4 protein-coding genes are annotated in these 13,363 nt (G+C 62.2%); all 4 read left to right on the top strand.

What is annotated here, in order from left to right; all coding sequences use genetic code 11:
* Positions 1 to 3,481: non-ribosomal peptide synthetase (locus A1351_RS16080; RefSeq protein ID WP_157096338.1), on the top strand; the 3,481-nt coding region annotated here is incomplete at its 5' end.
* A gap of 155 nt (positions 3,482 to 3,636) precedes the next feature.
* Positions 3,637 to 6,912 carry a non-ribosomal peptide synthetase gene (locus A1351_RS16075; RefSeq protein ID WP_198162439.1) on the top strand — a complete coding sequence of 1,092 codons (3,276 nt, stop codon included), beginning with the start codon at positions 3,637 to 3,639 and terminating at the stop codon, positions 6,910 to 6,912.
* Complete coding sequence (locus A1351_RS16070) at positions 6,902 to 8,500, top strand: MBL fold metallo-hydrolase (RefSeq protein ID WP_064033451.1); 1,599 nt, start codon at positions 6,902 to 6,904, stop codon at positions 8,498 to 8,500. Before A1351_RS16075 ends, A1351_RS16070 begins: the two co-directional genes overlap by 11 nt.
* Before the next feature lie 23 nt (positions 8,501 to 8,523).
* Positions 8,524 to 13,363: non-ribosomal peptide synthetase (locus A1351_RS16065; RefSeq protein ID WP_157096337.1), on the top strand; the 4,840-nt coding region annotated here is incomplete at its 3' end.

Genomic DNA, 13,363 nt, shown 5'->3' with positions numbered 1-13,363 from the left:
TTTCTTCGAGCTCGGCGGCGACTCGATTCGCGCCATTCAGGTTGCGAGCCGGTTGCAACTGGCCGGATATGAGCTGACGCCGCGTCAGCTATTCCAATATCCAGCCGCGAGCCTGTTGGCGTCGGAATTGACGCTCGGCGCAGAGGCCTCTCCGATATCCGATGTCGAGCGCGCGCTCGCCCAATTCACATCCCCCTTCGCTCTTGCGGAGCTGGAGGCTGATGACATCGACCGCATCGTGCGTCGGCACGGAGATGTCGAGGACCTCTATCCGCTGACGCCGATGCAGGAAGGCATGCTGTTTCACGCCCTGTCCCAGACGGGAACGGGTCTATACCATATGCAGGAGCGCTACGAGATAAGAGGGCCGCTCGACATCGAGGCTTTTGCTGCCGCTTGGCGCCGCGTGGTCGATCGTCATGCGAGCCTGCGGACCTCTTTCGAATGGGACCTGAAAGGCCGCGCTCATCAGGTGGTTCACAGCCACGCCACTCTGCCGGTCGACATCCTCGACCTCCGACATTTATCCAATGCCGATCAATCGTCATACATCGACCAATTGCTGAGCAGCGAACGCGAGCGCGGATTCGATCTCGCGACTGCGCCGCTGATGCGCATCAAGATCATCCGAGTCGACGACGACCGGCACATCTGCGTGCGCAGCTTCCATCACATCATCATGGACGACTGGTGCACATCGCCGCTGCTGCTCGACGTGCGAAAGCATTATGCGGCTGGGTTGGCAGGGCAGGCCGTCGAGGCCGAGCCGGCGGGACAATTCCGGGACTATATCGCCTGGCTGCGAACCAAGGACATGGCGTCGGCGGAGAGCTTCTGGCGCAGCTATCTCGACGGATTTTCGGAGCCGACGCCACTCGTGGGCGCCAAAGCGATCGAGATTCGGGCCGACGCCGCCGCTTCCGTCGACGACGTCATCGTGACTCTCTCGGCGGAGGATCGGAAAAAGCTCGAAGCGCTCGCGCGCCAGCACCGCTTGACCGTCAACACCTATGTTCAGGGCGCGCTCGCGCTGCTGCTCGGCCGATATGCCGACGTGGATGAGGTCGTGTTCGGCGTGACGGTCGCTGGTCGTCCGATCGATCTTCCGAGCTCAGAAACAGCATTGGGCCTGTTCATCAACGGATTGCCGCTGCGTGTGCGCATCCGTCCAGATCAGCCGATCATCGATTGGTTGAAAGAGATAATGTCCAGCAATTTGGAAATGCGTCAGCATGAGTTCGTCTCTCAATCGATGATCCAGAGCTGGAGCTCCATACCTCGCGCCGACGCGCTGCTGTTCCAACATCTGCTCACTTTCGAGAATGCGCCGATCGACCCCAGCCTGCGCGGAGAAAAGGAGATACTCGATATCGATCTCCTGCAGCTTCGCGTCCACACGAATTATCCGATCACCTTCGTCGCCATTCCAGGCGAGACGCTCACGCTTCGCCTCACTTACGACCGCGATCGTTTCGCGGCGTCGACGGTCGAGCGTATGGCTATTCATTTTAGGCGCGCTCTCGAAAAATTGATCGCAAAGAGCGACCGCCGGGTGAGAGACGTGCAGCTTCTGCCCCCGGCGGAGGGTCATCGAGCCGCAGTCGAATGGAACGAGACGGATCACGACTATGGCGAGCCACTCGATCTCGTGCGACGCTTCGAGGCGCAGGCCGCGCTGCGTCCGGACAGCATCGTCGCCGCCTGCGAGGGCAAGACGCTGACCTATCGCGCGCTCGACGAACGCGCGAACCATATCGCAAGCGCATTGGTCGAGGCGGGCGTCGGCCGGGACGACATTGTCGCCTTGTGGGAGACGCGCGGGCTGAACTTTTTGGCGACTATGCTCGGCGTCTTCAAGGCTGGCGCGGCCTATCTTCCGATCGATCCTGCCTATCCAGATGGGCGTATTTTGCAAGTGCTGAAGGAGGCCGAGGTCGAATGGCTCTGGGCCGGGAAGAATCATCTGGCGCGCGCGAGCGCGCTCTGCGCGGATCTCGATGAGGCAGAACGGCCGCGTCTGATCGAGCCGATGACGACATGCGCAGCTGCGACGATGAAAGCGCCGCGACACAACGGGCCGCGCAATCTCGCCTTCGTCATCTTCACCTCGGGCTCCACCGGCAGGCCGAAAGGCGTAATGGTCGAGCACAGAGGCATGTTCAACAATCTGATCACGAAAGAACGCGTCCTTGCTCTGACCTCGGATGACGTCATCGCGCAGACGGCGTCGCAATGCTTCGACATTTCTGTTTGGCAGTTCCTCACGGCGATCGCCATCGGCGCGCGGGTCGAGATTTTCCCCGATGATATATCGCGCGATCCGCAACGACTGCTCGATGAGATCGATCGTCGAAAGGTGACAATACTCGAAGCCGTGCCGTCGATGATCAAGGCGCTGCTCGATGTGGCGGAAGACGACGAAAGACTGGTTCGACTCCGGTGGCTGCTGCCTTGTGGGGAGGCCTTCACGCCGGAATTATGCCGGCGCTTCATGGCGCGTTTCCCGAATATTCGCCTTTTGAACGCCTATGGACCGGCGGAATGCTCGGACGACGTATCCTATTATCCTATCGAGTCGTCGCCCGACGGAGACGATCTCAGCGTTCCGATCGGCCGGCCTGTCGACAACACACAGCTCTACATTCTGAATCGGCGCCTCGATTTGGCGCCGGTGGGCGTCGCCGGCGAAATCTGCGTCGCCGGCGTTCAGGTGGGCCGAGGCTATCTCCATCGTCCGGACTTGACCGCGCAATCCTTCGTTCCCGACCCATTCGGGCCACCCGGCTCGGTCCTCTATCGAACCGGCGATTTGGGACGCTACCGATCGGATGGCGTCATCGAATTCCTGGGCCGCGTGGATCATCAGGTCAAAATTCGCGGACATCGGATCGAGCCGGGGGAGATCGAAGCCTGTCTCGTCACCCATCCGCGCATCGAAGAGGCTTGTGTCGTCGCTCGCCGGCTGTCCAAGAATTTGTATGGGCTGATCGCTTATGTCGTCGCGCCGCAGCTGGATGCGAGCTCTCTTCGAGAGCATGTGTTGCAGACGCTGCCGGAATTCATGGTTCCGAGCGCCTTCATTTGCATGGAGTCTCTGCCGCTCACGTCCAACGGCAAGGTCGACCGCAAGAAATTGCCGGACGTCGACGCCTCCGCCCATGTCTCGCGCGTCTATGTCCCGCCACGCAACGCGACCGAAGAGATTTTGTGCAAAATCTGGTCGGAGGTGCTCGATGCGCCGCGCGTCGGCGTCGAGGACAATTTCTTCGAGCTCGGCGGACATTCTCTGCTCGCGATTCAATTGCGTTCGCGCATTCGCGCCGCCTTCGGCGTCGAAATGCCTTTGCCCGCGGTGTTCGACGCCGCAACTGTGGCGAAGCTCGCCGAGCGCGTCGAAGATCTGATCCTTGCAGACATCGAAGAGCTGAGCGACGTCGAAGCGTCTCGGCGCGCGCGAGAGACGGTGGAAGCTCGCGCCTGAGGGCGCGATCCCGCCTTCAGGAACGAGTCATCCGGAGTGGACACCTCATGGACATGATCGAGAGTCGGCGAGAGCAGCAGGATAAGAAAGCACGCCTTTCTCCGGGCAAGCGCGAGCTTCTCGAGCTTCGCTTGCGGGGGCGCGCTTCGCTGCAAATGACTCAGAACGATATCGCTCCTCGGCCGCCGGGCGACAATCCATTGTCGTATGGTCAGGAACGCATCTGGTTTCAATGCCAAGTGTCGCCCAATCCCGCTTTGTTCAACATCGCGCTGCTGGCGCGCATTGGTGGGGCGCTCGACGCGGGGGCGTTGCAATCGAGTCTCGCGGAGATTATTCGCCGTCACGAAGTGTTGCGCTCCGGCTTCGCGAGTAACTGCGGCGTTCCGCGGCTCTTCTATTCATCCGATGCGGATTTTTCCTTCGAACGGATCGATCTGCGCAGCCTCGATGAAGAGGCGCAAAATAGTGAAGTTCGGGCGCTGTCACACGCCGAGGCGCGCAAGCCTTTCGACCTGGATGCGCCGCCGCTGATGCGGGCGACATTGCTCATCTTGGGGGACGAACGGCATGTTCTGCTGCTAACGATCCATCACATCATATGGGATGGCTGGTCCAGCGGACTGCTGATCCAGGAAATTGCGCAGCTCTACGAAGCGGCGATGAAGGGCGCGCCGAATCCGTTGGCGCCGCTGTCCGTGCAATATGGCGATTTCGCCTATTGGCATCGTCGCCTGATGACGAGCGAGGCGGGCAGAAAGCAGCTCGACTATTGGGCGAACAGGCTCGCCGGACTTCCCGATCTGTTGGCGCTCCCGACCGACCGGCCGCGCGCGTCCAAACAAGCCAACCGCGGCTCACGCTATTCATGGACTCTGTCGCAAGAGGCGCTCGCGGGACTGACGGAGCTCGCCCGACGGACGAACACCACGCTGTTCGTCGTCTTGGTGTCCGCCTTCAAGACCTTGCTTTATCATTACAGCGGCCAGACAGACATCGCGGTCGGCACCACCATCGCCTATCGCACGCATCCAGAACTGGAACGCTTGGTAGGATTTTTTGCGAACGCTCTGGTTCTGCGCACGACGCTCGACGACAATCCGAGCTTCGAGACATTGCTCGCGCGTGTGCATGAGGCCGCCGTCGGCGCTCAATCGAACCAGGATGCGCCATTCGAGACGCTCGTCGAAAAATTGGCGACGAAGCGCGGCCTCAGTCACAATCCTCTGTTCCAAGTCGCGTTCGTTCACCACAATATTCCGATCGAGCGGCTGACGCTCTCAAATCTCACCATCGACGTCGAGGAAGTGAGCACGGAGTCGGCGATTTTCGATCTCGTTCTGCATGTCTTCAACGAAGCGCCGGGGCTGCGGCTGCGTTTCGAGTTTGATGTGGGCCTGTTCGACGATGCGACCATCGCCGCAATGGCGGGGCATTTTACGGCTCTTGTCCAAAACATGCTGGAGGCCCCGACGCTGCGCATCGCCGCGTTGAGTCTTTCGGATTCGGCGGAACGGTCGCAGATCATCGCCATGTCGGAAGGCGCATCCCTCCAAACAGTCACGCCGGAGCTGATTCATCACTGGCTCGGCAGAAATGCCCGTGCAGATCAGCTCGCCGTGTCGACGTGCGGCGCGGCGCTGACGTATGGCGAATTATCCGCCCGCTCCAATCGGATCGCGCACTGGCTACAGCGCCTGGGCGTCGGCCCCGACGTGCCTGTGGGCGTGCTTCTCGAACCCTCCGTCGAGCTGGTGGCGGCGATCGTCGGCGTGTCGAAGGCGGGGGGCGCATTCGTGCCGCTCGATCCGGCCTATCCGCCCGGACGGATCGACTACGTTCTGTCCGATGCAAAGGCGGGCGTGCTGCTGACGACGCAGGAGCTGGCGTCGAAGCTCGGCGACATTTCGATCCCGATTGCAATTTTGGATCAGAAGGTCCTCGACGCTATGCCGGACGTTCCCGTCGTCTCGAGCGTCGCGCCTGAAAACATCGCCTATATCATCTACACATCTGGCTCTACGGGCCGTGCGAAAGGCGTGATGGCCACGCATCGCAACGCGGTGGCCTCGACGCGCGCGCGCGCGGGGCATTACGCCGAGGCCGTCACCGGCTTCCTGCTGTTGTCGTCCATTTCCTTCGACAGCTCATTGGCGGGGCTGTTCTGGACCTTGTTCCAAGGCGGGCGGCTGCACATCCCGTCTGAGACGATGCGCCGCGACCCGGGCGCGTTGATGCGTCTTGTCGAGCGAGAGTCGGTCTCGCATCTCTTGTGTCTGCCGTCATTCTATTCCGCGCTGCTGCAGGTGACGACATCGAAAAGCGGCGCATCGCTGCGGTGCTGCATCGTCGCTGGCGAGGCTTGCAAGCGCGACGTCGCCGACCATCATTTTGCGAAGCTGCCGCACGCCGCTCTCTTCAATGAATATGGACCGACCGAATGCTCCGTTTGGAGCACGGTCCATGAAATCGCCGAGGATGAGAACCGGTCCGAGCCGGTGAGCATTGGGAGGCCAATTCCCGGCGCTCGGACTTATGTCGTCGGGCCGGACGGCGAGCTGTCGGCCGCGGGCCTTATCGGCGAGCTATATATCGGCGGTCCGGGCGTAACGCGAGGGTATCTCGGGCGGCCTGAATTGACCGCGGAGAGGTTCGTTCCCGATCCCTTCGGCGGCGGTGGCGAGCGACTCTACAGGACCGGGGACCGCGTAAAGCGCCGCCGAGATGGCGGGCTGGAGTTTCTCGGCCGTTTCGACGAGCAGATCAAGCTGCGCGGCTATCGCGTCGACCCTCGAGAGATCGAGGACGTCTTGTCGTCGCATCCCTCGGTTTCGGACGCTGCAGTGGTCGTGCCCGCAGAGAAGGAGGGGAGCGCCAGGCTGATCGCCTATGTCGTCGCCGAAGGCGATTCGGGTGAGATCGAATCCGCGCTACGGCGGCATGTCGCTCAGAATTTGCCGGCTTTCATGGCGCCAGAGGTCATCGTCGCGCTGCCGGCCATGCCACGACTTCCGAACGGGAAAGTCGATCGTTCGGCGCTGTTGGAGCCTGCGGCCGTCGCCACGGAGCAGGATTTGGAACGCGAGGGCCACGCCAGCGCGATCGAATTTCTTCTCGCCGACATTTGGCGCGCTGTGCTCGGCGTGGAGGAGATCGGCCGCAACGACAATTTTTTCGATCTTGGCGGCAATTCATTGTCGGCCATTCAAGTCGTCGCGCGCGCGCAGCAGCTGTTCGGCAAAGACATTCCGATCACGACGCTTTTCGAGGGGGGAACTCTCGGCGAGCTCGCCGGGGAGATCGAGGGCGCCGCTGGCGCGGACGCCATCAACGAAAAGCTGAGCTTTCTGCTCGCAGAGATCGACCCGACCGCCGAGTTGGACGCCGTCGCTCGTGGCCTCGGAAACGAAGGGCCGCAGCATGTCTGGTGAGATCCGTTATGCTCTCGCGGAGAACACATGTGTGGAGCCGCTGGTCGGACGCTGGGTGGCTTGGCCTCATGTGATGGCGCCGGTCACGCAGAGCCTGCATCTCCTGAACTACCAGATCAAAACGATCGGCTCCTATCTCGGCAACCCGGCGATTCACGAGGTCTCCTGTCGCAATCCAAAGCTCTTGGGCGGCGCTTTCGTCGATGTGCCGGCGACACGCCTATCCGAAGTTCGAGATTTCTTGGCCGAGACCGAGGAGACGTTTTCGGACAATCTGGCTTTCGCGCGCACGCTGATCGAGTTTCACAATAAGCTCGTCGCCGAAGCGAAGGGCGAAAGCCTCGAGGACTGCTACCAGCGGATTCCCGAACCGCTGCGTGGCTATGTCGAGCTTCTCTACGACTACTATAACCGGCCGATCGTGCGGCCGCTCGAAGGGCTTCTCTACAAGAGCGGGTATTACAAGAAAGAGGCGCAGTCGTTGCGTCTTTTCCGTCAGGAAACCGATCTCGAACGGCCCTATTATATGAGCACGCCGAGATTGTCTGGAGACGATTCGCTCGATTGGACCATCGCCTTCGACGATCCCAGAATCGACGAATTGTTCCGTCTGGACCAGGAGCCGAAATCCTTCGACGAGATCAGATCCTTGCTGGACGCTCCAGCGTCGCTGGATGGGAAGCTGCGCGCCATTTTGCGAGAGACCGACGGCGCCATTCGCGCCCCGTGGAGCGGCGACGAGGTTCGTGTTCGATACTTCGGGCATGCCTGCGCCCTCGTAGAGAGCGGAGGCGTTTCGATCCTCATCGATCCGCTGATCGCCGCGCGGCCCGAGCAGCATGACGTCGAACGCTTCAGCTTCGGCGATCTGCCCGAAAGAATCGATTATGTTCTCATCACGCACGGGCATCACGATCATTTCGTCATCGAGTCGTTGTTGCGATTGAGGCACAAGATCGGCACGCTCGTCGTGCCGAAAAGCTCGGGCGTTTTCTATGGCGATCTGTCCCTGAAGCTTCTTGCGCGTCAGCTCGGGTTCGCAGATGTGCGCGAGGTGGACTACCTCGATGAATTCGCCATTCCCAATGGGCGGATCGTCGCCGTTCCATTCCTGGGGGAGCACAATGATCTGCCTTCCGCGAAAGCTGCGTATTTTCTGCGTCTCGGCGCGCGCAGCCTGCTTTTCGCCGCGGATTCGAATTGCCTCGATCCAGAGATCTACGCACATCTGCTTCGTGAGACCGGCCCCATCGACACACTGTTCGTCGGAATGGAATGCGTCGGCGCGCCGTTGACGTGGGTCTATGGGCCGATTTTGCCCAACAAGCCCGAGCATCGACACAGTCAGGGACGCCGCTCGAATGGCTGCAACTCTAGCGCCGCGCTGGAGCTCGCGCGCGCGGTGGGTTGTCGGCGGGTATTCGTCTATGCGGTCGGGCGCGAGCCCTGGGTGCGATACCTCCTCGCTCTCACTCCCGCCGACGACGACGTGTACATGGCGGAGATCGCCAAATACATCCGGTCGCTGCGCGATGAATTGGGCGTCGGCGCGGAGCTTCTCTTCGGCCGAGCCGAAATCCTGATTTAACGCGCGAGCCTGGAAGAACGATAATGGCTGAGCTGGTCGAGCGCTTGTCGCGCCTTTCTCCTGAAAAATTGCAGCTGTTGCGGACGCGACTGAAGGATGAGTCGGAATTCGAGCGTCCCATCGCGGCCTCCTGCGGCGCAAAGAAGCTGCTTTCCTATGCACAGCAGCGCCTATGGCTGCTCGATCTCATCCAACCCGATAGCGCCGCCTATAATAATGCCGGCGCGTTTCGCTTTATCGGCGCATTGAACATCTCTGCATTTTCATGGGCGGTGAATGCGATCGTGGCGCGTCACGAGACGTTGCGGACGCGTTTTTCAGTGGTCGATGGCGAGGCGCTTCAGATCGTCGCGCCCTCGCTGGAGATCGCCTGTCCCGTCGTCGATCTGAGCAGTCTCGAAGCGGACACGCGCGCCGCCGAGGCGCGGCGTCTCGTCGAGGCGGAGGCGCGGCGCCCGTTCGATCTGACGCAGGGTCCGCTGCTGCGCGTCCTCGTCATCGATCTCGGCGTCGGCGATGCGGCTGGGGCTCGCGAGCATGTGGTCGCCTTCACGCTGCATCACATCGTGTCCGACGGATGGTCGACCGACGTGCTGATGCGCGAGTTCGCCGCGCTCTATGAGGCGCGCATCGCCGGCCGTCCGTCGCCACTCGCCCCACTTCCCATCCAATATGCCGATTACGCCGCCTGGCAGCGCGACTGGCTGCGCGGCGAGCTGTTGGAGCGCCAGCTCTCCTATTGGCGGCGGACGTTGTCGGATGCGGCCTTGGTTCTGGAGCTGCCGACCGATCATCCGCGTCCGGCGGTTCAGGACACCGCCGGCGGCATGCATCGTTTCGAGATTCCGGCGACGGTCGCGGATCGGCTGAAGGGCCTGGCCCGGGAGCAGGGCGCGACGCTGTTCATAGTTCTGCTGGCGGCGTTTCAGCTTCTGCTGTCGCGTTACAGCGGGCAGAAGGACATTTGCGTCGGCGTGCCGGCGGCCAATCGGCGTCGGGTGGAGCTCGAGGGGCTGATCGGCTTTTTCGTCAACACGCTGGTCTTGCGCGCGGACCTCTCGGGCGAGCCGAGCTTTGTGGAGCTTCTGGGGCGAGTGCGAGAGGCGGCGCTGGGCGCGCAGGAGCATCAGGATCTTCCCTTCGAGCGTCTTGTGGAAGAGCTGCAGCCGACGCGCGACATGAGCCGCAGCCCGTTGTTTCAGGCGATGTTCGTCTTTCAGAACGCGCCGGCGCGGGTGTTTTCTCTGCCCGGTCTGCGGATCGAGACTCTGGCGGCGGACAGCGGAACGTCGAAGTTCGATCTCACCTTGGAGCTCGCCGAGGTCGAGGGCGGGTTGATCGCATCGATCGAATACGCCGCGGCGTTGTTCGAGCCGGCGACGATCGCGCGCATGGCGGATCATTATCGCAGGTTGCTGGAAGGGATCGTCGCCGATCCGCGGGCGCGCATCGGGGCGTTGCCGATGCTGAGCGAGCCCGAACGTCGGCGGCTGTTGATCGATTGGACCGATACGTCGGCGGATTTTCCGCGCGAATTGTGCATTCATGAGCTGTTCGAGGCGCAGGCGCAGCGCGCGCCCGACGCTGTGGCGGCGATCTTCCGCGATGACTGTCTCACCTATGGCGAATTGAACGCGCGGGCGAACCGGCTGGCGCGCCATCTCGTTGGGCTCGGCGTCGGGCCGGAGACGATCGTGGGTCTGTGTGTCGAGCGCTCGCTGGAGATGGTGGTCGGACTGCTCGGCGTTTTGAAAGCGGGCGGCGCCTATCTGCCGCTCGATCCGGACTATCCGTCCGAGCGTCTCGCCTACATGATCGCCGACGCCTCGCCGCGCTTGGTGCTGACGCAGGAGCGTCTGGCGGAGCGTCTTCCGGCGGGGACGCAGATTTTGCGGCTGGACGCGGATTGGGAGCTGATCGCGGACGAGGGCGCGGGAGCGCTCGGCCGCCGCGCGACGCCGCAGAATCTCGCCTATGTCATCTATACCTCGGGCTCGACAGGAAAGCCGAAGGGCGTCGCCATCGCTCACGTCAATACGGCCGCGATGCTGCATTGGGCGAAGGACATTTTCATTCGTCCCGGCGCGTCGACGATGCTGGCGTCGACATCCTTGTGCTTCGACCTGTCTGTCTTCGAGCTGTTTCTGCCATTGAGCTTCGGCGGCGCCGTGGTCGTTGTGAAAAACGCGCTCGAGATCGCGGGGGTGGCCGGAGCGTACGCGGCGCATCTGATCAATACAGTGCCGTCGGCCATGGCGGAGCTCTTGAGGATCGACGCGCTTCCGCCGTCCGTCCGGATCGTCAATCTGGCCGGAGAACCTTTTCCGCCGGCCATGGCTGAATCCTTGGGGAGCCGCGAGAGTCTCGACGGCGTGTTCAATCTCTACGGACCATCGGAATGCACGACCTATTCCAGCTACTTTCGCTTGCGTGAGGAGGATTGGCGCAATCCGCCGATCGGCCGTCCGATTTCGAATACGCAAATCTTCCTTTTGGACGACGAGATGGAGCCTGTTCCGGTGGGCGTCTCCGGGGAAGTGTATATTGGTGGGGCAGGGGTGGCGCGCGGCTATCTCGGTCGCTCCGACGTCACGGCCGAGCGCTTTGTTCCGGACCCGTTCGGCGCGCCCGGAGAGCGGATGTATCGCACCGGCGATCTCGCGCGTTGGCGAGCGGACGGCAATATCGAGTTCCTCGGGCGGATCGATCATCAGGTGAAGATCCGGGGCTTTCGAATCGAGCTCGGCGAGATCGAGACGGCGCTGCGTTCTTATGTGCGTGAGGCTGTCGTGCTCGCGCGTGCTGACGCCTCGGGCGATAGGCGATTGGTCGCCTATCTGACAGGGGAGGGGGAGCTGGACATCGGCGCGTTGAAGACAGCGCTGCGACGAGAGCTACCTGATTATATGATCCCTCGCCTATTCGTGCGTCTGGAGGCGCTGCCGCTGACGGCCAATGGCAAGCTCGACCGTAAGGCGCTGCCTGATCCTGATCCAGACGCGCAACCGCGCCAAGATTATGTCGCGCCGCGCACGCCGATGGAAGAGACTTTGTGCCGCATCTTCGCGGATGTTCTCGGCATCGAGCGCGTCGGCGTCGAGGACAATTTCTTCGAGCTCGGCGGTCATTCGCTGAAAGCGGTCCGTGTGATCGACCAGTTGCGCCGGCGCGGGGTGCGCGCCGACGCCCGCATGCTATTTGTCGCGCCGACCCCAGCGGCTCTGGCGCTTGCGTTAAACGACCGGCGCGAAGTGATCGTTCCGCCGAATCTCATCCAGAGCGCCGGCGGCGACATCACGCCGGAGATGGTGACGCTCGCAAGCCTCTCTCGAGCGGACATCGATCACATCGTTCGATCCGTTCCCGGCGGCGCCGCCAATATTCAGGACATTTATCCGTTGGCGCCGCTGCAAGAGGGCATATTGTTTCATCATCTGATGAGCGTCGACGGCGACCCTTATCTCATGCCGGTCCAGCTCGCCTTTCAGTCGCATGAGGCGACGAAACGCTTCATCGACGCGCTGCGAGCGATGATCGAGCGAAACGATGTGCTCCGCACGGCGGTCCTTTGGGAGGGGCTGCCGGAGCCGATGCAGGTCGTTTGGCGTCACGCGACGCTGAACGTCGACTATGTGAACGTCGAGTCTGCGGAGGAGATGCGCGCGCGTTTCGATCCTCGCCATACCCGTCTCGACGTCCGCACGGCGCCGCTGATGCGGGCGGTGGTCGGTCATGACGAAGAGAACAGCCGTTGGCTCCTCCTCCTCCTGACGCATCATCTAGCGTTGGACCACGCCACCCTCCAATTCCTCGTGGCGGAGGTGCAGGCGTATCTGTCGGGGCAGAGCCATTTTGCGTCGGAGCCGACTCCCTTCCGGAATTTCGTGGCGCAAGCGCGCTTGGGCGTAAGCGCCTCGCGGCATGAAGCGTTTTTTACGTCTCTGCTGGGAGATGTCAGCGAGCCGACGGCGCCCTTCGGGCTCGTGGACATCCAAGGCGATGGCGCTATCGCGGAGGCGAAGCTCGCCCTTTGCGCGAGCCTGGCGCAGTGTCTGAGGGATAGCGCCACGAGGCTCGGCGTCAGCGCGGCGAGCCTGTTCCATCTCGCTTTCGCTCAAATGCTCGGCAAGCTGACGGGGCGTCAGGATGTGGTCTTCGGCTCGGTACTGCTCGGTCGGATGAGCGGCGGCGGCGGCCGCGCTCTCGGGCTTTTCATCAACACTCTACCAATGCGGATAAAGCTCGGGGAAGGAAGCGTCGTCGACTGCGCGCGAAACGCGCATCTGTTGCTGGCGGATCTGCTCGAGCATGAACATGCGTCGCTCACTTTGGCGCAGCGATGCAGCAAGGTGACGGCGCCGACGCCATTGTTCTCCGCATTGCTGAATTATCGTCACAGCGATCCTGACGACGCGCGCTCATCTGCTATCGAGGGCGCTGAGCTGATCTTTGCGGACGAGCGCACGAATTACCCGCTCACGCTTTCTGTCGATGATTTCGGCGAGGCCTTTCTGCTCACGGTCCAAGCTGAGGAATCCATCGATCCAGCGAAAATTTGCGATTACATGCGAGTCGTTCTCGACGCTCTCTCGAGCGCTCTCGAAAAGGCGCGGGCCACGCCGATACGGGCGCTCGATATTCTGACCGCCGCGGAACGCGGCGAGCTGATATTCGATTGGAACGACACCTCGGCGGATTTTCCGCGCGACTTGTGCGTCCATGAGCTGTTCGAGGCGCAGGCGCGGCGCACGCCCGACGCTGTGGCGGCGATCTTCCGCGACGACGCTCTCACCTATGGCGAATTGAACGCGCGGGCGAACCGGCTGGCGCGCCACCTCGTCGGACTCGGCGTCGGGCCGGAAG

Source organism: Methylosinus sp. R-45379 (assembly GCF_001644125.1).
GTDB lineage: Bacteria > Pseudomonadota > Alphaproteobacteria > Rhizobiales > Beijerinckiaceae > Methylosinus.
Note: the sequence above shows the minus strand (reverse complement) of the source record. Positions and strands in the feature narration are given on the sequence as shown.